Source organism: Streptomyces sp. NPDC002499 (genome assembly GCF_053595415.1).
The window spans coordinates 448,397-471,023 of the sequence record NZ_JBSFXO010000001.1 but is presented as its reverse complement, the minus strand read 5'-3'; the positions used below and the strand labels follow the sequence as shown (position 1 = coordinate 471,023).

Annotated in this window: 17 protein-coding genes; 4 read left to right on the top strand and 13 right to left on the bottom strand. The window is 70.9% G+C overall.

Annotated features, from left to right (window positions below; translation table 11 throughout):
- Positions 1 to 8: 8 nt before the first annotated feature.
- Positions 9 to 1,229 carry an FAD-dependent monooxygenase gene (locus ACWD5F_RS02135; RefSeq protein ID WP_451250203.1) on the bottom strand — a complete coding sequence of 407 codons (1,221 nt, stop codon included), beginning with the start codon at positions 1,227 to 1,229 and terminating at the stop codon, positions 9 to 11.
- Positions 1,226 to 2,623: an MFS transporter gene (locus tag ACWD5F_RS02130; RefSeq protein WP_451250201.1), complete on the bottom strand. Its 1,398-nt coding sequence runs from the start codon at positions 2,621 to 2,623 to the stop codon at positions 1,226 to 1,228. Before ACWD5F_RS02130 ends, ACWD5F_RS02135 begins: the two co-directional genes overlap by 4 nt.
- 78 nt (positions 2,624 to 2,701) lie before the next feature.
- On the opposite strand from ACWD5F_RS02130, the gene ACWD5F_RS02125 reads away from it, so the two are divergent.
- On the top strand, positions 2,702 to 3,364 hold the full coding sequence (locus tag ACWD5F_RS02125) for a TetR/AcrR family transcriptional regulator (protein WP_451250199.1): 663 nt from the start codon (positions 2,702 to 2,704) through the stop codon (positions 3,362 to 3,364).
- 24 nt (positions 3,365 to 3,388) lie between these two features.
- Here the strand turns inward: ACWD5F_RS02125 and ACWD5F_RS02120 are convergent, their stop codons facing one another.
- Together ACWD5F_RS02120 and ACWD5F_RS02115 are read right to left on the bottom strand one after the other, a co-directional pair.
- The gene (locus ACWD5F_RS02120; protein WP_451250198.1) at positions 3,389 to 4,738 is read right to left on the bottom strand and encodes a cytochrome P450; all 1,350 of its coding nucleotides are present in this window, start codon (positions 4,736 to 4,738) and stop codon (positions 3,389 to 3,391) included.
- A gap of 149 nt (positions 4,739 to 4,887) precedes the next feature.
- Positions 4,888 to 7,671 (bottom strand): ATP-binding protein, encoded by a 2,784-nt coding sequence (locus ACWD5F_RS02115; RefSeq protein WP_451250196.1) that lies wholly within the window; start codon positions 7,669 to 7,671, stop codon positions 4,888 to 4,890.
- 207 nt (positions 7,672 to 7,878) lie between these two features.
- On the opposite strand from ACWD5F_RS02115, the gene ACWD5F_RS02110 reads away from it, so the two are divergent.
- Both ACWD5F_RS02110 and ACWD5F_RS02105 read left to right on the top strand, forming a co-directional pair.
- Positions 7,879 to 9,957, top strand: a complete 2,079-nt coding sequence (locus ACWD5F_RS02110; RefSeq protein WP_451250194.1) for a prolyl oligopeptidase family serine peptidase — start codon at positions 7,879 to 7,881, stop codon at positions 9,955 to 9,957.
- A gap of 189 nt (positions 9,958 to 10,146) precedes the next feature.
- Positions 10,147 to 12,540 (top strand): M4 family metallopeptidase, encoded by a 2,394-nt coding sequence (locus ACWD5F_RS02105; RefSeq protein WP_451250192.1) that lies wholly within the window; start codon positions 10,147 to 10,149, stop codon positions 12,538 to 12,540.
- Between the two features lie 85 nt (positions 12,541 to 12,625).
- Here ACWD5F_RS02105 and ACWD5F_RS02100 read toward each other — a convergent pair whose 3' ends face one another.
- The 3 genes from ACWD5F_RS02100 to ACWD5F_RS02090 all read right to left on the bottom strand — a co-directional run bounded on the left by ACWD5F_RS02100 (position 12,626) and on the right by ACWD5F_RS02090 (position 15,494).
- A complete protein-coding gene (locus ACWD5F_RS02100; protein WP_451251009.1) occupies positions 12,626 to 13,798 on the bottom strand; it encodes a glycoside hydrolase family 64 protein in 1,173 nt (390 codons plus the stop codon).
- Between the two features lie 197 nt (positions 13,799 to 13,995).
- On the bottom strand, positions 13,996 to 14,751 hold the full coding sequence (locus ACWD5F_RS02095) for a dienelactone hydrolase family protein (RefSeq protein WP_451250190.1): 756 nt from the start codon (positions 14,749 to 14,751) through the stop codon (positions 13,996 to 13,998).
- 122 nt (positions 14,752 to 14,873) lie between these two features.
- A complete protein-coding gene (locus tag ACWD5F_RS02090) occupies positions 14,874 to 15,494 on the bottom strand; it encodes an L-threonylcarbamoyladenylate synthase (protein WP_451250188.1) in 621 nt (206 codons plus the stop codon).
- A 158-nt stretch (positions 15,495 to 15,652) separates the two neighbouring features.
- Between ACWD5F_RS02090 and ACWD5F_RS02085 the strand changes: the two genes are divergently transcribed.
- Positions 15,653 to 17,185: a helix-turn-helix domain-containing protein gene (locus ACWD5F_RS02085; protein ID WP_451250186.1), complete on the top strand. Its 1,533-nt coding sequence runs from the start codon at positions 15,653 to 15,655 to the stop codon at positions 17,183 to 17,185.
- Positions 17,186 to 17,321: 136 nt separating this feature from the next.
- Here ACWD5F_RS02085 and ACWD5F_RS02080 read toward each other — a convergent pair whose 3' ends face one another.
- The 6 genes from ACWD5F_RS02080 to ACWD5F_RS02055 are packed head-to-tail and all read right to left on the bottom strand — an operon-like array spanning position 17,322 to position 22,511.
- Positions 17,322 to 18,554 (bottom strand): cytochrome P450 family protein, encoded by a 1,233-nt coding sequence (locus ACWD5F_RS02080; RefSeq protein WP_451250184.1) that lies wholly within the window; start codon positions 18,552 to 18,554, stop codon positions 17,322 to 17,324.
- Complete coding sequence (locus ACWD5F_RS02075) at positions 18,551 to 19,789, bottom strand: cytochrome P450 (RefSeq protein WP_451250182.1); 1,239 nt, start codon at positions 19,787 to 19,789, stop codon at positions 18,551 to 18,553. Before ACWD5F_RS02075 ends, ACWD5F_RS02080 begins: the two co-directional genes overlap by 4 nt.
- The gene (locus ACWD5F_RS02070; RefSeq protein ID WP_451250180.1) at positions 19,786 to 20,391 is read right to left on the bottom strand and encodes a GTP-binding protein; all 606 of its coding nucleotides are present in this window, start codon (positions 20,389 to 20,391) and stop codon (positions 19,786 to 19,788) included. Before ACWD5F_RS02070 ends, ACWD5F_RS02075 begins: the two co-directional genes overlap by 4 nt.
- Positions 20,363 to 20,725: a DUF742 domain-containing protein gene (locus ACWD5F_RS02065; RefSeq protein ID WP_451250178.1), complete on the bottom strand. Its 363-nt coding sequence runs from the start codon at positions 20,723 to 20,725 to the stop codon at positions 20,363 to 20,365. The genes ACWD5F_RS02070 and ACWD5F_RS02065 overlap by 29 nt, the downstream gene beginning before the upstream one ends.
- A complete protein-coding gene (locus tag ACWD5F_RS02060; protein WP_451250176.1) occupies positions 20,722 to 21,144 on the bottom strand; it encodes a roadblock/LC7 domain-containing protein in 423 nt (140 codons plus the stop codon). The genes ACWD5F_RS02065 and ACWD5F_RS02060 overlap by 4 nt, the downstream gene beginning before the upstream one ends.
- Entirely contained in the window at positions 21,141 to 22,511 is a 1,371-nt protein-coding gene (locus ACWD5F_RS02055) for an ATP-binding protein (RefSeq protein WP_451250174.1), read from the bottom strand. Before ACWD5F_RS02055 ends, ACWD5F_RS02060 begins: the two co-directional genes overlap by 4 nt.
- Positions 22,512 to 22,627: the final 116 nt, after the last annotated feature.

Sequence of the window (22,627 nt, the reverse complement as noted above, 5' to 3'; positions counted from 1 at the left end):
CCCGCAGATCAGCCGGCGGGTACGAGGTCCGGCAGGGTGAGTGCCGAGTGGGCCGGTCGACCCTCCGCGGGAGGCATGACGCTGAGCCCGCGCAGCATCTCGTTGCGCTGTTCCAGGGCCCGGGCAGTGGTGGGGAAGAGGGCGGCATCGCCCTCGCCGATCAACTCCTGATTCGCGGTCACGAACTCACGGGTGTCGTGTTCGTAGGCGGCGAACCCCTCCACCGCGTCCCGGTCGGCCAGGGAAGCGGCGAGCATGTACGCACCGACGAGCGCGAGGCTGGACCCCTGCCCGGTGAGGAACGAGGGCGCGTACGCGGCGTCGCCCACCAACGCGACCCGGCCACTGGACCAACGAGGCATACGGATCTGGCTGACCACGTCGACGAACAGGTCGTCGGCGTCACGCATGGCGGCGATCATGCCCGGGACTTCCCATCCCGCGTCGGCGAAGACCCCTGCCACCAGGTCCCGTTGGGCCTCCGGGTCACGGAATGCGCCGAACGGCGGTTCCGGGCGCGCGAAGTTGAGAAAGCCGTGCACTTCGTCGTCGTCGCCCACGGCGTAGAGAGCCGCGGCCCTGCCCGGGGTGTTCCACATCAGGACCTCGTGGGAGAGCCCGAGGGTGTTGCGCAGGGTGAACCCGGCGAAGCAGTACCCGAGATAGCGGTGGAATCGTTCCTCGGGGCCGAACAGGAACTCCCGGGTACGAGAGTGCAGACCGTCCGCGCCGAACACCATGTCGAACGTACGGCTGTCGCCCCCGCGGAAGGTGACGTCGACCCCCTGGCCGGACTGGTCGAGGGTGTCGATGCGGTCGTCGAACAAGAACTCCACGTCGTCTCGGACCGCCGTGTAGAGGGCGTCGGTCAGATCCCCGCGCCGCACCTCCAGATCCTGTCCCGCGACACCGCCGGCGACGGTATGGGGGTCGACCGAGACGACCATGCCGCCGTCCGAGTCTAGGAAGGTGATCCGGCGCGAGCCGACGTGCACATCTCGAAGCCGGGGCAGGATCCCCATCCGACGAACGACCTCAAGTGCGGTGCCGCGCACGTCGATGGGGTAACCGCCGTTGCGGAGCGAGCCCGCCTTCTCCACCACCGTGACCGCGTATCCGTAGCGGTTCAGCCAGTACGCGAGGGCGGGACCCGCGATGCTGGCCCCCGAGATCAGGACCTTGCGCCTCGGTGTGGTGCCTGTGTCCGTCAACTGATGGGTGTGGGTCATGCCTTGACTCCCTTGTTCAAGGTGCGGACGACGAGCAGGGACAGCGCCGTGACCGCGCCGGCGACGACGAAGCCGGTGACGAAGGCCGATTCGGCCGGGTCGTCCATCCCGGGGCGGGTCCCGGCGGTGAGGAACGCGCCACTGATCTGCGCGCCGGCGGCGAAGCCGATCACGCGCGTCACCAGGACCAGGCTGGTGGCGGTGCCGGTGTTGCCGTGATCGACGGAGGTGGCGGTCCTGACGACCATCGCCGTGACGCAGACACCGCTGGCCAGGGCGATCAGCGCCTTGCCGAGGACGAGATGCCAGACCGCGGAGTGCTGGAACGCCAGGGCGACCAACGTGGCCGTCATGACGCCGATTCCGGTCGCGACCACGGCACTTGAACCGAACCGCCGCGCCGCGACCCCGCCGAGCGGCCCGCTGATCGCCGCCATGACGGCGCCGGGCAGCAGATACCGCCCGATGTCGGTGGAGCTCGCCCCGAAGCCGTAGCCGTCGGCGGACACCGCGAACAGTTGCGGTACGAGATACATCGCCACGGCGGTGCCCACACAGACGGCGAAGGTGATGACGTACGAGCTCCAAATGGCGGGCTTGGCAAGGAGGTTGAGATCGACCATCGGCGAGGGTGACCGGCGTTCGACGACGGTCCACCCGGCCACGAACAGGACCAGGAGCACGACGAGGGCGCCGAGCGCGAGCGGTTGGCTGCCGGCGCTGGGCGCCAGCGCGAGCCCGAACATGAGCGTCAGCAGAATGCCACTCAGGAGCACCAGCCCCGGCCAGTCGATCCTGGCCCCCGACTGGGCAGGCGGGTCGTCCGGCATCAGCCTCTGCACCAGCAGGGTCGCCACGACGATCGCGATCGTCGGTATCGCGAACATCCAGTGCCGGGACAGGTTTTCCGCGATGGGCCCGGCGATCAGCGTGCCCAGCATCCCGCCGCCCACGAACAACCCGCTGACCACCCCGATGGCCACCTGTGACTCACCTGGAGTGAGGTGCTTGCGGACGAGGATGAACGAGAGGGGCATCGCGCCGACCATCGCGCCCTCGAGCACCTGACCGAGCAGCAGCACCGGCAGGTTCGGTGCCAGCGAGGACACCAGGCCACCGGCCGAGACCACCGCCATCAGCCGGAGCATGACCCGTTTCCCGCCGTGGCGGTCACCGAGGTTGCCCGCGACGGGCGTGATGAGCGCGCCGGTGATGAGCATCGTGATGCTGAGTAACGCCCCTTGGGCGGGGCTCATCGACAACTCCCGTTGCAGCAGCGGGAGCGTCGGTGTCACCACCGACTCCAGGGTCCCGGTGGCGGCCGCCAGCATGCCCAGCGCCCAGACGGCGGCCTTCCCGACGCGGACCGGGGGAGCGACCAGGGTTGTGGTCATGAACGTCCTTCCTTCGTAGGCGGGCGAGCAACCAAAATTACACTACACCGTGCAGTGTAGTTGAGTTAGAGTGAGGCCATGCCGACCACGAAGACGCCGAGGCCGAAGACACCGACCGCGAAGACACTGCGCGAGGGGTCCACGCCGAAGCGGGCCGCGATCCTCGCCGCGGCCCGGGAACTGTTCCTCGCCGACGGTTTCGACCGGACCAGCGTCGACGCGGTCGCCGCCCGGGCCGAGGTGTCCAAGCGGACGGTCTACGACTACTTCGGGGACAAGCAGACGCTGTTGCAGGCGGTCGTCGACGCCGTCGGCCAGTCGCTGATCACCACGATCCGGCGCATCCTCGACGACACTCTCGTCGGCCCCACCGAAGCAGCCGACCTGGAGGACGTCCTGGTCGCGTTCTCGACGCGCATCGCGACCGACATGCTCGGCTCGTCGGAGTACGCGACGCTGCAACGGCTGGTCCGGGCGCAGTCCCGCCATGTCCCGGACGGCGGCGAGAACTCCATGGCCGACGCCCCTGAGGAGGCACTCGCCGAGCGGTTCGCCGCCTTCGCCGAGGCCGGGTTGCTCGACGTCCCCGACGCCCTGCTCGCCGCCGACCAGTTCATCGCGCTGACCTTCAACGTCGCGCTCAACAGGTTCGGTTCGGCGAATGCCGCGGAGGACGCCCGGGTCCGGCCGCTCATCGTCGAGGGAGTGCGGACCTTTCTCCGGGCGTACCAGGCGAAGTAGGGCCGGAGGGCGTGGGCGGAACCGTCACGCGCGGGGCCTGACGCGCATGGTCAGCCGCTGCGGACTCAACGTGAGCGCCATGGAAGGGCGAACTCGGCTGCCCGGTAAGGGTTCCAGACGCCAGCGGGCGGCGATCGTGGCCAGGATGATGACGGCCTCGGTGAGGGCGAACTGGTCGCCGATGCACTTGCGGGCGCCACCGCCGAACGGGATGAAGGAGCCGTCCGACGGACTGAGGCGCTGCGGACCGCTCCAGCGGTCGGGGTCGAAACGCTCGGGGTCGTCGTACTGGTCGGCGCGGTGGTGGATCAGATACGGGCTGTAGATGATGGCCGTACCGGCACGCAGGAAGTGCCCGCCGAGGCGGGTGTCGGCGGTGGTGGTACGGCTGATGAGCCAGCCCGGCGGATACAGTCGCAGCGTCTCGTCGATGACCCGGCGTGTGTACTCCAGCCTCGGCACGTCGTCGAACGTGGCCGCGGCTCCGGCGAGGACGTCGTCGACCTCGGCGTGCAGTCGCTCCTCGATGCCGGGATGGTTCGTCAGCAGATGCAGCGTCCAGGCCAGGACGGCGGCGGTGGTCTCGATGCCGGCGAAGAAGAAGTCCATCAACTGGTCGATGATCTCGGCATCGGACAGACCCTGGTCCTTGTCGCCTTCGGTGGAACCGGGCGTGTTCAGGAAGACCGACAACAGGTCGTCGTCGTCGCCGGTGCCGTCCGAGCGGCGGTCCGCGATGACACGGGCCATCGTCCCGCGCAGCCGCGAACGCGCCCGGTGATAGCGGCGGTTGCCGGGAGTGGGGAGTCCGTTCAGCAGGGGTGGCGTGATCATGCGCCGGAAGATGCCCTCCGCGATGACCCCGAAATCCTCCAGCATCTCGGTGAGGGCCGTGGCGGTCAGGGTGTCGGCGAACACCGTCGCCACGAAACTCTGCGCGGCGATCCGCTGCATCTCGACGTAGACGTCGAAGGTCTGGCCGTCGGACCAGGAACCCGTGACGGCGGCCGTCTCCTGGGTCATCACGCGTGCGTACGTGGGGAGCCGGGCGGCGCGGAACGCCGGCTGGACCAACCGGCGTTGGCGCCGGTGCTCGGCATGCGGGCAGAGCGGCAGACCGTTGCCCAGCGCCTCCCTGGCCTGTTCGATCTGCGGGCCGCCCTTGTCGAAAGTCCGGTCGTCGACGAGGACTTGACGAGTCAGCCCGGGGTCGCACACCGCGAGGGCCTTGAGCGGGCCGATACGGATGTAGACCAGGTCACCGTGCGCGGGCAGCGAGGTGAGGAACCGCAGAGGGTCGCGCATCAGCGGCAGCAGGTGGCCTAGGAAGGGAAGCCCTCCCGGAGCCGTACCGACGGAAGAGGCCGTTGTCATGGATACCCCCCGATCGCAGGACCGATCCTCCAGCCTCAGGGACGCGGTCCGGGCGAGGAGGGGCGCTCGGGGGAGCGTATGGAAGCAGAAGGGCTCGGCGCGTCCGGCCGCGCTTCCGGCGTCCTCCGTGTCCGACGCGGCAACAGGCCCTATTCCGGCGGCAGTTGCACCAACGCATCGCGCAGCGCCGCTCGCGAGGCGACACCCAGTTTGGGGAAGAGCTGGCGCAGGTGGGCGGCGACGGTGCGGGGGGAGAGGAAGAGGCGTTCGGCGATCTGCTTGTTGGTGAGACCCGCCGCCGCGAGCATGGCGATCTCCCGTTGCTGTGGCGTCAGCGACGCGGGCCCGGTGACCCCGGCGGTCCCGAGGGACAGACCGGTCGCCCGCAGCTCGTTGCCCGCCCGGGTCGCCCAGGGGCGGGCGCCGAGTCGCTCGAAGGTGTCGATCGCGTTGGCGAGCTGGGTGCGTGCCTCCGTGGTGGCCTTCGCGCGCCGGAGGCGTTCGGCGTAGGCGAGTTGGACCCTGGCCAGCTCGAAGGGCCAGCGGTCGGTGCCGGGTACGGCGAGCGCCTCCTCGAAAAGCGCGGTCGCGTCGTGATCGACGGCGGCGATCGCCGCCGACGCCTTGACGAGCAGGGCGAGACGGGGCGAGATCGCGTCGATGCCGGCCTCGCGAGCCGCCGCGGCGTGCGCCGTCGCCTCCTCGGTCCGGCCCGTTCTGACCGCGGCCTCGACGAGGTCCATGACGACGAAGAGGGCAGGCGGGACGTGCGAGGCGAGTTCCCCCGGGCGGCTGATGGCCGACGCGTGCCGGTAGGCGTCCTCGAACCGGCCGCGGCCGAGCGCGGCCAACGCCCGCGCGTGCGAGGCGCAGGAGAGGTAGGAACCCACACCGCGAGGCGTTGCCCACAGGATCATCTCGTCCGTCAGCGCTCTGGTCGCGGCCTCGTCACCGCGCGCCGCCGCGACCAGCGCCCGCTGGTACAGGAACTCCGTCGACAGCAGCTCGTAGCTGTGGGCCTCGCCCAGATCCCGGCCCTGCGCGGCCTGTGCCTCCAGTTCGTCCCACTCACCCGCCGCGAAGTGGTCCCTGCCCAGGTAGACCAGCCCCTGGATCTCCACGGCGAGCGAGCTGTTGTCCCGCCCGTCGCGCAGCACGCGCCGCAGCGCCGTCCTGCACCCCGGCAGCCGGTCCACGTAGAGGGAGGTCATGGCGATCCGGATGACGCGGACCGGATCCACCTCCCGGTCGAGCGAGGTGATCGCCTCGTCGAGCTTCCCGAGCGCGGGCGGTGCCGTCCGCGCCGGATCCGCCATCGTGCTGAGCGCCAGGGCGAGTTGGTCCGGAACTCCCGGCTTCACCAGGGTCAGCGCCTGGTACAGCGGTTGCCACAACTCCGCGCGCTGACTGCTCTGGCACAGCCAGGCGAGGGTGTACAGCGCGTTGATCATGGTGGGGTCGGTCGCGTCGTACGGCTGGTGCTGCATCTGGATCGAGCCGACGAGCAGCCGGTGGGCGGTGTCCAGGTCGCCCTCGCCGCTGAGCAGGATGTGGTGGGCCGCCGCGACCGCGGCGACCAGCGGCCCGGCCCGTCCGCCGTCGGCCACGCGGGCCTCTTCGAGCAGCCTCGGCACATCACGCAGATCACCGGTCAGGTCCGCGCCGAGATAGGCCGCCTCGGCGATCCGCCGACTGCGCTCGTAGCCGCGCGGACTCAGCTCCGCGGCGCGCAGCAGCGCGGCGATGGCACCGCCCGCGTCACCCCGCCGCACGGTGTCGCGCGCCACCCGCTCCAGCAGCACCGCGACGTCCTCGTCGGGTTCGACCGTGGCGTGCGCGAGGTGCCAGGCGCGCCGGTCGGGCCGGTCGGTCCGGTACTCGGCGAGGGCACGATGCACCGCGCGCCGCTGATCGCTGGTCGAGAGCTCCACGACGGCGGAGCGCGTGAGCGGATGCCGGAAGGCCAGACGTCCGCTGCTCTCGTCCACGGACACGAGCCCCGCCCGCTCCGCCTGCGCCAGGTCTTCCATACGGGTCTGCCCGGAACCGGCCGACGCGAGAGCGCGCAGGTCGCCGGTGCCGTCCAGGACCGCGTACAGGAGGAGCAGTCGGGTCGAGGCGGGCAGTGCCTCCACGCGGGAGGCGAACACGGCCTGGAGCCGGCGGCTCAACGGCAGCAGTTCGGGCATCCCGGTGCCCGAGCGCTGCGGGCCGCTGAGGGCGGTGGGCAGTTCCAGGAGGGCCAGTGGGTTGCCCTGCGCCTCGGCCAGCAGGCGCTCCCGCACGCGGGGGGCGAGGGAAGGGGCGCGCGCCTCGATCAGCGCAGCCGCCGCGTCCGCGTCGAGCGGCTGTACGTGCTGCCGGGTGACTCCGCCGTGTTCGAAGAAGCTTCCCTCACCCGACCGGTACGCGCCGAGGAAGCCGACCCTGCTGCCGCCCAGGCGACGCGCGACGAATCCCAGCACCGTGGCGCTGGCCCGGTCCAGCCACGGGAGATCGTCGACGACGACCAGCAACGGGCGCTCCGCGGCTGCCTTTACGAGCAGGGTCAATGCCGCGTTCGAGACCAGCAGTTGGTCGGAGGGAGCTCCCTGGTCCAGTCCCAACGCGACGCCGAGGGCGTTGCGGTGCGGGTCGCTCAGCCCTTCGATCCCGGCGAACAACGGCTGCAGAACCTGATGGAGCCCCGAGAAACTGATGGTGCTCTCGAACTCCACTCCCGCGGCACGCGCCACCCGGGCACCCTGGCCGTGCGCCCGCTCGGCCGCCGCGTCCAGCAACACCGTCTTGCCGACCCCGGCATCCCCGGACAGCAGCAGCGCCCCACCGGAGAGCACGGCCGCGTCGACAAACTCCTGAATCAGTACGAGGTCGCGATCGCGCCCGACCAGACGCCCCGTCGGACCCGGCAGCGGAGACCCATCCCGGTGCATACGCATCTCCCTTCCGACCTCGGCACTTTACCTGTGGCCCCGACCGCCACCCGCCTACCGGCCACCTGCATCGCCGGCGTCAGCCGCTGATCCGACCCTTGGCGACGACTGATCTGGTCGTCGACTTCCTGCGCCGGGCGAGCTGAGAGATCATCCTCCGAATCGAACAGATGTTTCATTAAGGCGCGCGGTGGAAGGCTGCCGTACGTGTCAATCCCTCCGATTCCCTCGATCCCTCCTCTCCCCGAACAACTCGTCCGCACCGACCGTTTCACCCACGGCGTCCCCGCTCACCTCACCATCACGCCCGACGGCAGGACCGTCCTGTTCCTCCGCTCCCGCGACGGAAGCGACCCGCTCACCTGCCTCTGGGCCCTGGACCTCGACTCCGGCGCGGAACGCCTGGTGGCCGACCCCGTGACGCTGCGCCGCCGGAGGCCGACCGGCATCGGGGCGTACGCCACGAGCCGAAGCGGTGACCTGGTCGCCTTCGTCCTGGCGGGGGAGTTGTGGGCGGTACGCGTCACCGGCGGGCGACCATGGCGGCTGCCGACATCCGGCCCGGTGTCCGACCCGCGCCCCGACCCCACGGGGCACCGGATCGCGTACGTCACCGGCGGCGCCCTGCGTCTGATGGGCGCGGACGGTACCGCGGACCGAGCCGTCGCCGAACCCGACGCCCCCGACGTCGAGTTCGGGACCGCGGTGCACACCGCGGCCACCGCACCCGACGGCCCGCTCGGCCACTGGTGGTCCCCGGACGGAACCCAACTCCTCATCGCCCGAACGGACTCCGGCCGCGTCCACCCCTGGCCCGCACTCGACGCCGAGGCGCCAGGACGACGTTTCGCTGCCGTCGGTACCCCCAATGCCGACGTCACCCTCTGGATCGCCGGGCTCAACGACCGTCCGAAGCTGTCCAGTTGGGACCGCGAGGAGTTCGAGTACGTCGTCGGGGCCGGCTGGGACGGGCACGGGCCGTACGCCGTCGTGCAGTCCCGGGATCAGCGCACCGTCCGCTTCCTCGCTGTCGACCCCGGCGACGGGAGGACGACGGTCCTGCATGAGCAGCGCGACGACCACTGGGTGCAGCTCGTCCCGGGCCTTCCCACCCGCACCGACTCCGGCGCCCTCCTCGCCCACACCGACCCGCACGGCACCCGGCGGCTCACCGTCGACGGCGTCCCCGTCACGCCACCCGGGCTCCAACTCCGGTCCCTGCTCGGCGTCGACGCTGAAGAGGTGCTCTTCGCCGCGTCCGAGTCCGCCGAGCCCACCGAGACGCACCTCTACAGCTACGGGCACACGGCAGGTGTCCGGCGGTTTAGTTCGGGTCCTGCCGTCCATTCCGGCCTCTGCCGTGGCGGCACCCTCGTCCAGGTAGCCCGTGGCGCGGACCGTCCCGGTGGGTGGACTCAAGCGCGGCGGAAGGGGAAGCGGGCCGTCGCGATTCCCTCGTACGCCGAGCAGCCCGTGCTCGATGTGCGCCTCACCCGTCTCGTCCTTGGCCCGCGCGAGCTTCGCGCCCGGCTCCATCTGCCGTCGTGGTACCGGGCAGGGAGCGGTCGACTGCCCGTGCTGGCCGATCCGTACGGGGGTGCGGCCGCGCAGCGGGTCACCGCGGAGTCGGACTGGCGGGTGCTGGTGTCGCAGTGGTTCGCCGAGCACGGGTTCGCGGTGCTCGCCGCCGATGGTCGGGGTACTCCGGGGCGTGGGCCGGAGTGGGAACGCGAGGTCCACGGCGATCTGTTCGGGGCGGCGGTCGACGACCAGGTCACGGCGCTTCGGGAAGCCGCCCGGCTGCATCCCGAGCTCGATCTCGGGCGGGTCGGTATCAGGGGGTGGTCCTTCGGCGGTTCTCTCGCGACCGCCGCCGTGCTGCGCCGACCGGACGTCTTCCGTGCCGCCGTCGCAGGGGCGGGCGTCACCGACCAGCGGCTGTACAACGCCCACTGGCGGGAGCGGAGTCTCGGTCATCCCGACCGGTTTCCGGAACGGTACGAGGCCTGCTCGCTCGTGCGGGACGCGCCGCGCCTCGTACGGCCGTTGCTGCTGATGCACGGCCTCGACGATCGCAATGTGCCGCCCCTCAACACGGTGCGCCTGTCCGACGCGCTTCGGGACGCCGGGCGGCCGCACGAGGTGTTCCTGATGCCGGGCGTCGGTCATCAGCCGATCGGGCATCCGGTCACGGGTGAGCTGTTGGATCGTCAGGTGCGTTTTCTGCAAAGGCACTTGGGCGGGTCAGGGGTGGTCCCTCTGTCTCCGTCCGGCGCAGAGGGATAACCCTCGATTGTCCCCGACCGTGCTGACATGCCTCGGTCAAGCCTGCCATCCTCCCCCCAACTGCGGCACGTACCCCCCACGTTCTCTTCACGCAGTCACGGTCCCGCACAGCTCGGCTCGTCCCGGTCAGCACACCCGGCTGCCCGGTCTGTCCGGCCGCCCCACGCGGCCACCGCAGTAGGAGAACGAGTGAGACGCAACCCCCGCAAGCGGATGGCGGTAGGAGCCCTGGTCTCCACCGCAGCCTTCCTCGCCGTCGGCATCCAGTCGGTTCCGGCGAACGCGAAGCCCGCTGCCCCCCACCCCAGCCCCCTGCGCACCGGTGGTCTGGAGGCCACGCTCACCCCGGCCCAGCGCACCGCGCTGATCAAGAGCGCGGATCAGAAGACCACCGCGACGGCCCGCACGATCGGCCTCGGCGCCGGGGAGAAACTGGTCGTCAAGGACGTCGTCAAGGACAACGACGGCACCCTCCACACCCGCTACGAGCGGACCTATGCAGGGCTGCCCGTCCTCGGTGGCGACCTCGTCGTGCACACCCCGCCCGCCGCCGAGGCCACCGGCACGGTGAGCACGACGTTCAACAGCAAGCGCAGCGTGAAGGTCGCCTCCACCACCGCGACCTTCGCCAAGGCGTCCGCCGAGACCAAAGCCCTCAAGGCGGCCAAGTCCCTCGCGGCCGACAAGCCCACCACCGACAGCGCCCGCAAGGTCATCTGGGCCGGCAGCGGCACCCCGAAGCTCGCCTGGGAGACGGTGGTCGGCGGTCTGCAGGACGACGGCACGCCCAGCCAGCTGCACGTCATCACCGACGCCACCAGCGGCGCGGAGCTCTACCGCTACCAGGGCATCAAGACCGGTACCGGCAACAGCCAGTACAGCGGCACGGTCACCATCGGGACCACGCTGTCGGGTTCGACGTACCAGCTGAACGACACCACGCGCGGTACCCACAAGACGTACAGCCTGAACAACGGCACGTCGGGCACCGGCACCCTGATGACCGACGCCGACGACACCTGGGGCACCGGCTCGGGCTCCAACACCCAGACCGCGGGCGTGGACGCGCACTACGGCGCCCAGGTGACGTGGGACTTCTACAAGAACACCTTCGGTCGCAGCGGCATCAAGAACGACGGTGTCGCCGCGTACTCGCGCGTCCACTACAGCACGGCGTACGTCAACGCCTTCTGGGACGACGACTGCTTCTGCATGACGTACGGCGACGGCACGAGCAGCACCCACGCGCTCACCTCGCTGGACGTGGCCGGGCACGAGATGAGCCACGGTGTCACCTCCAACACCGCCAACCTCAACTACACCGGTGAATCCGGCGGGTTGAACGAGGCGACCTCCGACATCTTCGGCACCGGCGTCGAGTTCTACGCCAACAACTCCTCCGACGTCGGTGACTACCTCATCGGCGAGAAGATCAACATCAACGGCGACGGCACGCCGCTGCGTTACATGGACGAGCCCGACAAGGACGGCGGCTCCGCCGACAGTTGGTACTCGGGCGTCGGCAACCTCGACGTGCACTACTCGTCCGGTCCCGCGAACCACATGTTCTACCTGCTCTCCGAGGGCAGCGGCACCAAGACCATCAACGGCGTCACCTACAACAGCCCGACCTCCGACGGCGTCGCCGTCGCCGGCATCGGCCGGGCCGCCGCCCTGCAGATCTGGTACAAGGCGCTGACGACGTACATGACGTCCAGCACCACGTACGCCCAGGCCCGCACCGCCGCCCTGAACGCCGCCGGGGCCCTGTACGGCACCAGCTCCGCGCAGTACGCCGGCGTCGGCAACGCCTTCGCAGGCATCAACGTCGGCAGCCACATCACCGTGCCGACCACCGGCGTCACGGTCACCAACCCGGGCAGCCAGTCCTCCACCGTCGGTACCGCGGTGAGCCTGCAGATCTCGGCCAGCAGCACCAACAGCGGCACCCTGACGTACGCCGCGACCGGTCTGCCCACCGGTCTGTCGATCAGCTCGACGGGCGCCATCACCGGCACCCCGACGACGGCCGGCACCTACAGCACCACCGTCACGGTGACCGACAGCACCGGGGCCACCGGTACCGCCTCCTTCACCTGGACCGTCAGCTCCAGTGGCGGCGGCAGCTGCACCTCGACCCAGTTGCTGGGCAACGCGGGCTTCGAGTCGGGCAGTACCACCTGGACCGCCACCAGCGGCGTCATCACCAACTCCAGCAGCCAGGCGGCCCGCACCGGCTCCTACAAGGCCTGGCTGGACGGCTACGGATCCACCCACACCGACACGCTGTCCCAGTCGGTGACGATCCCCAGCGGCTGCACGGGGACCACGTTCACCTTCTACCTCCACATCGACACGGCCGAGACCACCACCAGCACCCAGTACGACAAGCTGACGGTCACCGCCGGGTCCACCACCCTGGCCACCTACTCCAACCTGAACGCGGCCTCCGGCTACGTCCAGAAGTCCTTCAGTCTGTCGGCCTTCGCGGGCACCACGGTCGCCCTGAAGTTCTCCGGCGTCGAGGACTCCTCGCTCCAGACCAGCTTCGTCGTCGACGACACGGCGGTGACCACCAGCTGACCGACACCGGCACGATGTGAGGCCTCACCCCGCGCAGTGCGGGGTGAGGCCTTGGCCGTCGGTGGTAACTCTCGTTGCGAACCGTCTAGTTGAAGGGGTCCAGCGTCAGGTTCGCCTGCTGCGGGTTCCCGTCGTGGACCAGGGACTCCTGGTTGCCGACGTCGTCGAAGGCGAACGCGTAGGCCTTGCCGTCCGCCATCTGCGCGTGGATCTTCTTCGCGTACTGGTTGGTGACCGAGTCCAGATAGAAGTTCGCCGTGCTGGTGTCCGGCTGGTTGGGGTTGACCAGGAGCGTGGAGCGGTTGAAGCCCGCGCACAGCGTGCGTGAGATCGGGCCGCGCACCAGGTCGTTGGGCGCGTCGAGGTACTTGTAGCAGCCGAAAATGCTGGCTGCGTCCGGCTTCTGGAAGCTGGTGACGACCGCGCCCGAACTGTTGGTGAAGTTCATGACGTTGCCCGACACCCGGCCGTAGTACTTGGTGTTCGGCTGGTCGGCGAACGGGGTGACCGTGAGGTTCGTCGTCGCGTACTTCGTCCATACGCGGTTGATGTAGTCGTTCATCACGGTGGCGGGCAGCGCGCCCGTCTCCAGCCCGTACGTGGGTGACAGGGCCCGCAGCACGGTGCCGTCGGACCGGGTCTGGATCAGGTTCGCCCAGCCGCCCGACTGCGCGCGCAGCGAGTTGAAGAACCCGTTGTAGCCACCCGACTTGAGGTGACCGGTGGTGAGCGTGCTGCCGTCGGCGCGCACCACGCCCACCGCGTGGGGCGCGGCGAACATGTCCACCTGGCTGCTGTTGATCCACAGGCCGGAGTCGTTGAGCGTGTACTCGGACCAGCTGAAGAGAATGTCGCGGTTCGGGTCGGTCGGGTTCTGGACCGCGGGCTGCACCAGACCGCCCGTGGTCAGCTTGAAGACGAGCTTCTGTCCGTAGGAGAAGTAGATCCGGCCGGAGAACTTCGGGATCCGGATGGTCTTCGACTGCCCGTTGGCGGGACCGGCGATGGACGCGTCGGGCGCCGGCGTCGGCGGATTGCCGCCGGCCGGCCAGGCGTGGAAGGTGCCGTTGGCGTCCGCCCAGCCCTGCTGCCCCGTACTCAGCAGGGTGCCCAGGGTGTAGACGTAGACCGCGTCACCGCGACCGGAGTTGTTGGTGAGCTTGAGGGGGATCGTGGCGGGCACCGCCGCCTCCGCGGCGGACGGTGTGATGACCGTGAGGACGGCGCCGAGCAGCGCGGCCACCACGGCCGGCGCCATGATCCGGCGAGTGAGCTTGCTGAGCACGCTCCACCTCCTGTGGGGGGTCACTCAGGGAGATTGGTCCGTACCTGTTCTGAGAGCGCTCTCAAAGTGACACTGGGATCGCGTGCATGTCAACGGCCCGAACATGTGAATACGAGTCGGCGCCCGCGGATCGAACACCGCGGGCGCCACTGCGGGGGTCTGAGCGTCGGTCAGAAGGTCCGGTCGAGGAGGTCGAGCAGCGCCGCCCAGTGCCGCTCGTCGCCCTCCTTGTTGTAGGAGGAGGTGTCCGCCTGCGTGTAGCCGTGGTGCGCGCCGGGATAGACCTCGATGGTGTGCCGTACGCCCGCCTCGGTGAGCGCGTCCTCCAGCCGCTGCTGCTGCTCGGGCGGGAGCGAATGGTCCTCGTCGGCGTGGCCGAAGTACAGTTCGGCGGTGACGTGTCGGGCCACCAGGTGCGGGCTGTCGGGCGTGTCGGTCGCCAGGCGTCCGCCGTGGAAGCCGGCCGCGGCCGCGACCCGGTCCGGGTAGGTGCCGGCGGTGAACAGGGCCAGCCGGGCGCCCATGCAGTAGCCGGTCAGCGCGACCGGGCCGTCGGTGACGAGCGGCGCGTCGGCCAGCCAGCGCAGATAGGCACCCGCGTCCCGCATGGCGAGCTCGGGCGTCAGGGCCTGCATCACCGGCATGATCTGCTCGAAGATCTCCGGCCGCGCCGACGGGTCGATGAACTCGGGCAGGTCGAAGACCGGCGTACGGCCGCTGCGGTAGAACACGTTCGGGACGAGCACCGTGTAACCGGCCGCGGCGATCCGGTCGGCCATCGACTTCAGGTGCGGGCGGATGCCGAAGGCGTCCTGGTAGAGCAGGACGCCCGGGTGGGGACTGCCGTCATCCGGATGGGCCAGATAGGCGTCGGCGACGCCGTCCTCGGTGGGGATGTCCACGTCTGATCCCTGTACGGAGGTCATGGGGGTGCCTCTCTGCGCAGTCGGCGGCGAGTGACCCGGCGGCCTGACGGGCCGGGTCACGGTCATCGTTGCACGCACCATTCACCTGCCTGAGGCGACCCCCGCCGTCGGCGCGAGCGGCCTCACTCGAACCGTGACGTGTCCCCGGCCCCCTTGCGGATGATCTCCGCCTCGCCGCCGGAGAAGTCGATGACCGTCGTCGGCTCGGTGCCGCAGTCCCCGGAGTCGACGACCGCGTCCAGCACGTGGTCGAGGCGGTCCTTGATCTCCCAGCCCTGCGTCATCGGCTCCTCCTCGTCGGGCATCAGGAGCGTGCTGGACAGCAGCGGTTCACCGAGTTCGGCGAGCAGGGCCTGGGTGACGACGTGGTCGGGGATGCGCACGCCGACCGTCTTCTTCTTGGGGTGCTGGAGCATGCGCGGCACCTCCTTCGTCGCCGGCAGAATGAAGGTGTAACTGCCCGGCGTGGACGCCTTGATGGCGCGGAACACGTCGTTGTCGATCCGTACGAACTGACCCAGCTGCGCGAAGTCCTGGCACACGAGCGTGAAGTGGTGCCGGTCGTCCAGGTGCCGGATGGTGCGGATCCGGTCGATGCCCTCCCGGCTGCCGAGCCGGCATCCGAGCGCGTAACAGGAGTCGGTCGGGTAGGCGACCAGCCCGTCGGCGCGGATGATGTCGGCGACCTGGGAAATGGTGCGCGGCTGCGGGTTGTCGGGGTGCACGTCGAAGTACTTGGCCATTCGTCGAGCTTAGGGCGTGCTCAGGCGGCCGGCCGCCGGGGACATCCCGTCGGTCGCAGACCGCGACCGGCACAGAACGGTGAGGTAACGTCCCCGACCGGGACGCCGGGGCCGACACGGCGGACGAGCAGGACGAGACGAACCGGGAGAAGGCCGAGATGGCAGGCCGAGAGGACGGGAGCCGCCCCGTGGACGGGACGGACGTCGACGGTGCGGCATGGACGCGGGAACTCCTCGACCAGCTGCGGCCGGGCGGCCGGGACCTGCGCAAGGTCGTCGCCTGGCTCGCGGACGCCGTGCGGGGGACGGCCTGCCTGGAGGACGGCGCGGGGAACCTCCTCGCGGGTACCCGGACCCCGCTGGACCGGCGCCTCGTCGCGGACCTCGTCACCGGGCGGATCGCCTCCGCGGCCTGGGAGGACGCCGGCCGCCACCAGCGCCTGGTCCGGGTCGCGTCCACGGACCCCGGCGCGGCGGCCGTGCTCGCGGTCTGCCGCACGGCGCCCTTCGACCGGCGGACCTCCGACATCGTCACCCACACCGCCCAGGTGGTCGAACTGCTGCTCAGGGCGCGCGAGACGACCGCGGCCGACCGCCGGCTGGCCCGTGCCACCTCCGACCTGCGTCTGGCGATCCTGCAACTGCTGATGGTGGAGGACACCGTCTCCGCGCGCCGGGTGGCCTCGGGCCTGTGGCCCGGACTGCTCGACACCGACTCCGCGTGCGTGTACGTCCTGGAGAGCCTGGCCGAGGACCGCGACCGGATCGCCGAGGAGTGCCTGGACGCGACGGCCGAGCACGCGCTCGTCGTGCGCTGCCCCGCGACGGACGAACACGTCATCGTCGTCACCCCGCGCGACGCGGCGGGGCGCGAGCTGCGGACCGTGATCGACCGGCGGGCGAGCACGTTCCTCGGCGGCAGCGCCCCGCACAGCCTCGCCCGCACCGCGACCGCGTACGGCCAGGCCGTCAGCGCCCTCGCCGTCGCCCGCTTCCGCCCGGACAAGCAGGCCGTGTACGCCGAACGCACCCACCCCGAGCGGCTGATGGACCCGGACACCCTGCACGAGTGGACGGCCCAGGTGCTGCGCCCGCTGGACACGCTGGCCCACCACACCCACGCCGAACTCCTCGCCACCACCCGCCTCGGCCTGGAGTTCACCGCCGTCAGCGCCGCGAAGATACTCGGCGTCAGCCGCAACACCGTCCGCGCCCGCATGGAACGCGTCGAGGCGCTTCTGCACGCCGACTTCACCGATCTCACCGTCCGCGCCGTCGTCCACCTCGCCCTCAACGCCCAGGCGGGCCTCGCCGACGAGCCGCGACCGTCCCCTTCCGTCACGGCGGATGGCGACCGCCTCGGCGACCTGCTCGCCGGACCGGCTCTACGCGCGTGGGCGCACGACCTGCTCGGCCGCCTGGCCCCGGACGCCCGCGACCTGCGCCGCACTCTGCGCGCCTGGATCGCCGCCGGCGGCAACGCCGAGCGGGCCGCCCACGCGCTGGGCATGCACCCGCAGACGGTCCGCGACCACGTACGCGGCGCCGAACCCGTCCTGGAACGCCAGTTGCTGGCGGGCGGCAGCGATCTCTACGAGGTCGTCCTCGCCCATCTGGCTCTCGGCGACCTCGACCCGCCCGCCCTGCACCGGACAGAACCGGACCATCCGGGCTCACCTGTGCACAGGTGAGCCCCGCGGCCGCCGCAGAGGGCATTGGCACGATTCACAACGTATGGGTCCCGCGCGTAAGTTCGAAGCATCGCGGGAGGCACGACCGGAACGGGGGACCGGTCGGGCCGCCCGTGTCCCCGTTCCCGGCCCCGGCTCAGGGCCGCAGCCGCACCGGCACCTCCTGCCAGCCGAACGCGATGAACGACGGCACCTGCCGCAACTCGTCGGCGTCCACGGCGAGGCGCACGTCCGGGAAGCGGTCGAAGAACGCGGGCAGGGCGGTCAGGGCCTCCACCCGGGCGAGCGGTGCGCCGATGCACCGGTGCACACCGATGCCGAACGCCAGGTGGTCGTCCGCCCCGCGTGCCGCGTCGAAGACGGCCGCGTCCGGACCGTAGTGCGCCGGGTCGAGACCGGCGGCCGCGTAGGTCGTGATGATGGCGTCACCGGCGGGGATCGTGACGCCGTCGACCGTGATGTCCTCGACGGCGTAGCGCAGCGGCAGCGAGGCGATGGACGGGTGCACGCGCAGTGTCTCGTCGACGACCGCGTCCCAGCCGACCTTCCCGGACCGCACCGCCGCCAACTGCTCCGGCTGCCGGAGCAGCGCGACCACCGCGTTGCAGATCAGGTTGACGGTGGTCTCGAAGCCGGCGCCGATGACGAGCAGCAGCGTGTACAGCAGCTCCTCGTCGTCGAGCCGGTCGCCGTCCTCGTCGCGCACCCGGATCAGCTCGGTGGTCAGGTCGTCGCCGGGATGCTCGGTGCGGTGCGCGATGAGAGCGGGCAGCACCGTGCCGATCTGCCGCTGCACGGACTCCGCGTGCGCCGGGGTCGGGTCGGAGGTGTCCATGATGGCCGCGATCATCCGCCCGGTGTCGTCCGTCAACTCCTCGGGCACACCGAACAGTTCGCAGATCATCCGCATCGGCAGCGGGTACCCCAGCAGCGCGCGTACGTCGACCGCCTCGCCGTCCGCGCCGGCCTCCGCCAGCGTGTCGAGCAGCTCGGCGGTGATCGCCTCGACCCGGGACCGCATCGCCTCGGTGCGCCGTTGCGTGAAGCTCGGCGCGACCAGTTTGCGCAGCCGCGCGTGGTCGACGCCGTACGTGTTGAGCATGTTGATCACGCCCACCCAGGCCAGGATCCAGCCCCAGGACGGGTGTTCACCGATCTCCGGCCACAACTTCCAGTGCTGCCGCGGGTCCTTGCTCACCCGCGGATCGAGGATCAGTTCCTTGAGGGTGTCGTAACCGGTCGGCGCCCAGGCCGGGATGCCGCCCGGCAGCTCGACGGGCACGACCGGGCCGAGCGAGCGCAGCCGCTCGATCTCGGCGGGGATGTCGGTGCCTAACGGGTCGAGGGCGATGCGGTCGGTCACGGTCATGACGGATCTCCAGGCTGGTCGGGGGAGCGGGGAGTGAACCGGACGGGCAGCGCGGTGAGCGAGCGGTGGAACGGGCCCGGCCGCCAGGTGAGTCGCTCGCGCGGCAGGACCGGCTCCAGGTCGGGCAGCCACTGGGTGAGCCGCTCGATCGACTCCGTGGCGATGAGCAGCGTGTGCTGCTTGACCGGACAGGCGTGCGGGCCCGCCGACCATGACAGATGGGAGGCGTCCTTGGGATGCCGGCCGATGGTGACCTTCTGCTCGGCGAAGTGCGCGAGCGCGCCGTACGAGATCACCACCGGGACGGCCGCGCGGATCCACGCTCCGTGGAAGGTCAGGGGCTGACGGGCGTAGTGGACGCCGTAGTTGGCGAGCGGTGTCTCGTGGTGCAGCACCTCGACGACCGCGTCCATCACGGGGCGGGCACCGCCGGTGAGTGTGGAGTAGTACAGCGAGTGGCCCAGGATGCGGGAGAGCGCGTTGGACACCAGGTTCGCGGTCGGCTCGTGCCCGGCGCCGAGGGTGAGGAACACCTGCCAGGCGACCTCCTCCGGGGTGAGCCCGGCCGGGTGGTCAAGGAGCCAGCTCGGCAGATCGTCGCCGCGCGACGCGGCCTTCGTCTCGATCAGTTCGAGCACATAGCCGCCGAACTCGGCCTCGCCCGCGGCCGCTTGGTCACCGCCCTCCATCATCTTGCCCAACGCGGCGTTGAGCCGGTCGCTCTGACTGTCCGGCAGCCCGAAGAGACTGTTGAACACCAGCGCCATCAGCGGCCGGGCGAACTCGCCCACCAGATCGGCCTCGCCGCGCGGCCCGATCCGGTTCACCAGCAGCCGCACCGCGCGGTGCACCAGCGCGCGCAGGTCGTGCGGCTCGATCCGGTCGAAGGTGTCGATCAGCGAGGAGCGGTAGCGGACGTGTGCCGCGCCGTCGGCGAACAGCGTGTTGGGCCGCCAGCGCATCATGCCGAGCACCGGCGAGTCGTCCGCGACCGTCGACTCCCAGGCCCGCGGGTCGTGCGAGAACGTCTCCTCGTCGTGCAGCAGATCCAGTGCGGCCCGCCGGTCCGTCACGACGTAGGCGGGCACGCCCGGCGCCAACTCGGCCCAGCCGACCGGACCTTGTGCGCGCAGGGTGTCGTAGTAGCGGTACGGGTCGAGGGCGAAGCCGTCCTCCCACAGGCGCACCGGCGCCGAGAGGTCGAAGTCCTGCTGGCCGGGGGGATAGGTGGTCACCGGTGCTCCGAGGGGTCGCGGTCGATGAGGTGATGGACCAGGGCGAGCAGCGCGTCGAGGGACGAGCCGGCGTCACGCGCGTCGCACGTCACCATCGGCGTCGCCGGATCCAGATCGAGCGCGGCCCGCAACTGCGCGTCCGTGTGGTGGCGGGGCGAGTCGGGAAAGGCGTTGAAGGCGACCGCGTACGGCAGTCCGGACTCCTCCATCAGGCCCAGCACGTCGAACGACGCGTCGATCCGCCGGCTGTCGACCAGCACGAGCGCCCCCAGCGCCCCGTACGCGATGTCGTCCCACAGCGCCCGGAACCGCTCCTGCCCGGGCGTGCCGAACAGGTACAGCACGACTCCGTCCGGCAGGCTGATCCGCCCGAAGTCGACGGCGACCGTGGTGCTCGTCTTCTCCCGCACCCCGTCCAGGTCGTCCACCTGCGCGGACGCCTCGGTCAGCTGCTCCTCGGTGTGCAGCGGCCGGATCTCGGACACCGAGTCGATCAGGGTCGTCTTGCCCACCCCGAAGGGACCTGTGATCAGGATCTTCACCAACTCGCGGGCGGTTGCGGGGAGATGGACGTCACTGGTGCTTGAGGGCGCGGAGGCCATCGGCCACTCTCTTCAGCAGGTCGGGGTCGAAGCGGTCGGCCGCCGGGATCGGTGCGCGGGACAACAGCAGGCCCCGGTCGATCAGATCCGCGGCCAGCACCCGCACCGCGGAGACCGGCAGCCGCAGCAGGGCCGCGACCTCCACCACGGTCAGCGAGCCGCCGGCCATGACGTCCAGCAGGGCGAGCCCGGCCGCGGGCAGTTCGGGTGGTGCGGGCGGGCCCGCGGCGGTGAGCATCGACAGCCGCTCCAGATGCGAGCGGCTGGGCCGGGCCACACCGCCGGTCGACAGATACGCGGGGACCAGGGGACGGCCGCCACGGCGGCCCGTCATGCCGGCGCGCCGCCGTCGGTCCCTCGGGGCGCCGCGGCCATCGCCTTCTCACCCAGCTTCGCCACCTGCGAGTGCACCCGGTGCGCCAGCAGATCCAGGCGCACCTCGCCGTCCCCGTACGCGGCCACGCAGGTGCCGTGGTCCGTGGGCACGATCAGCACGTACCCGAGGTCCGTCTCGATCACCACCTGCCGCACCTCGGCCCGGTCCTGGTCGGCGAAGGCCGCCGCCGCGGTACGGGCCGCCCCCTGCACGGTGCTGGTGATCGCCGCCACCCGCTCCGCCGAGGCCTGCGACAGCGCGTCCGTGTAGCCGGACACCAGCCCGTCCTGGGTCAGCAGCACGGCGGCCACCACATGCGGTACCTGCAGGATCGGATCGAGCACCCACGCGTGCTCGCCTGCTTGGCGGCTGGTCATCTGGCCGCTCCCCCTTCGAAATCGGTCTGATCGATGTCGTCCTCGGCCCGCGCCGCCGCGGTACCGGACTGCAGCGCCCCGAGCGCCGCGGCCGAGTCCGCCGGCCGCCGCGCCGGCTGCCTCTTCGGAGCGTCCGCCCCCTCGCCGGTCGCCCGCACCCGGCGCCGACGCTGCGGCAACTCGCCCGGATCGCGCGGGCCTTGATGCCCTGGTACGGCGGTGGAGGCGCCGTCGTCCCCCTCGGCGCCGAACCCGTGCGGGGCGTCGGACACCACCGGCCCGCCGCTAGCCTGTTTGCGCGTCGAGCGCGGCGCACTGGCCGCCGGCGGCCGTTCGGCCGGGTCGACATGGCTCAGCAGATGGCTCTCGACCCGCAGCACCGCGCGCACGCCCCCGTACGCGGAGGGCGAGGACACGTCGACGCCCAGGTCGAACTGCCGAGTCAGCTGGCCGATCGCGGCGAATCCCATGCGGGGCGGATCGCCGAGGTCGGTGAGCAGGACGGGCTCGGATCCGGCCACCAGCCGCTGGGAGCGGGCGCGTTCGTCCTGTGTCATGCCGACGCCCGCGTCGTCGACGGTGACGCAGACGCCGTGGTGCACGTGTTCCAGGTTGACCACGACGTCGGTGTCCGGCGCGGAGTGGCGGAGCGCGTTGTCCAGCAGCTCGGCGACGATGATCGCGACCGGTTCCACCGCGTGCGACACCAACGCGGTGCCCGCCTCCAGGTGGTTGTTGACGCGCACCCGGTGGTAGCCCGAGAGCCGGGCCTGACCGCCGGTCACCGCGTCCACCAGGTGCGACTCCTCGCGGGCCAGCCCCACCCACGCCCCGCACACCACCGCGGCCACCTGGGCGCGCCGCAGCGACTGCTCGTTCTCGTGGTCGAGCTGGAAGAGGGTCTGCGTCAACTCCGGGTCGTCGTAGTCCTGTTGCAGCTTCCGCAGCGCGTCCTGGAGCCGGTACAGGGCGGCTTGGATCTCCCGGGTGGCGCCTCGCATCCCGGCCTGCGCCGCCGCGTCGATCCGGGTGCGCTGGGCGGCCAGCTCGGCACGCAGCGACCGCAGGACGCTCTCCAGGCCGATACCGAGCGGCGAGGCGGTGGTCCGCGGTTGCAGGGGACCGGGCACCAGCACGTTCGGATGCGTCAGCTGCCGGGCCGCGGCCGGCACGCGCTGTGCCGCGAGGTGCTCGACCTCGGAGGTGAACGTCTGCAGTACGGCGTCGAGTTGGCCGCGCAACCGGGCGGTCTCCGCGCGTTGCGCGGCCAGTCGACGGCGTGAGCGCAGCAGTCCGCCGCCGAGGGCCAGCGCGGACAGCGTGCCGAGGGCGAGACCGCCTGCGGCCAGGTCCGGTAATTCGATCATCGAATCGGTTCCAGGGGGAAGTCGGGCAGGGGTGAGTCCGCGTCCCCTCGGGGAGGCATGCGCAGCACAGTACACACAGTCATCGATCGATCTCGCACGGTTGAGCGAGTCTTCGC

What these genes read in the sequence shown, in the direction of transcription:
- ACWD5F_RS02120 (WP_451250198.1), bottom strand. Translation starts at nt 4,738, where the DNA reads ATGACAACGGCCTCTTCCGTCGGTACGGCTCCGGGAGGGCTTCCCTTC.
- ACWD5F_RS02065 (WP_451250178.1), bottom strand. Translation starts at nt 20,725, where the DNA reads ATGACGGGCCGCCGTGGCGGCCGTCCCCTGGTCCCCGCGTATCTGTCG.
- ACWD5F_RS02060 (WP_451250176.1), bottom strand. Translation starts at nt 21,144, where the DNA reads ATGACCAGCCGCCAAGCAGGCGAGCACGCGTGGGTGCTCGATCCGATC.
- ACWD5F_RS02085 (WP_451250186.1), top strand. Translation starts at nt 15,653, where the DNA reads ATGGCAGGCCGAGAGGACGGGAGCCGCCCCGTGGACGGGACGGACGTC.
- ACWD5F_RS02135 (WP_451250203.1), bottom strand. Translation starts at nt 1,229, where the DNA reads ATGACCCACACCCATCAGTTGACGGACACAGGCACCACACCGAGGCGC.
- ACWD5F_RS02125 (WP_451250199.1), top strand. Translation starts at nt 2,702, where the DNA reads ATGCCGACCACGAAGACGCCGAGGCCGAAGACACCGACCGCGAAGACA.
- ACWD5F_RS02095 (WP_451250190.1), bottom strand. Translation starts at nt 14,751, where the DNA reads ATGACCTCCGTACAGGGATCAGACGTGGACATCCCCACCGAGGACGGC.
- ACWD5F_RS02090 (WP_451250188.1), bottom strand. Translation starts at nt 15,494, where the DNA reads ATGGCCAAGTACTTCGACGTGCACCCCGACAACCCGCAGCCGCGCACC.
- ACWD5F_RS02115 (WP_451250196.1), bottom strand. Translation starts at nt 7,671, where the DNA reads ATGCACCGGGATGGGTCTCCGCTGCCGGGTCCGACGGGGCGTCTGGTC.
- ACWD5F_RS02100 (WP_451251009.1), bottom strand. Translation starts at nt 13,798, where the DNA reads ATGGCGCCGGCCGTGGTGGCCGCGCTGCTCGGCGCCGTCCTCACGGTC.
- ACWD5F_RS02080 (WP_451250184.1), bottom strand. Translation starts at nt 18,554, where the DNA reads ATGACCGTGACCGACCGCATCGCCCTCGACCCGTTAGGCACCGACATC.
- ACWD5F_RS02070 (WP_451250180.1), bottom strand. Translation starts at nt 20,391, where the DNA reads ATGGCCTCCGCGCCCTCAAGCACCAGTGACGTCCATCTCCCCGCAACC.
- ACWD5F_RS02055 (WP_451250174.1), bottom strand. Translation starts at nt 22,511, where the DNA reads ATGATCGAATTACCGGACCTGGCCGCAGGCGGTCTCGCCCTCGGCACG.
- ACWD5F_RS02130 (WP_451250201.1), bottom strand. Translation starts at nt 2,623, where the DNA reads ATGACCACAACCCTGGTCGCTCCCCCGGTCCGCGTCGGGAAGGCCGCC.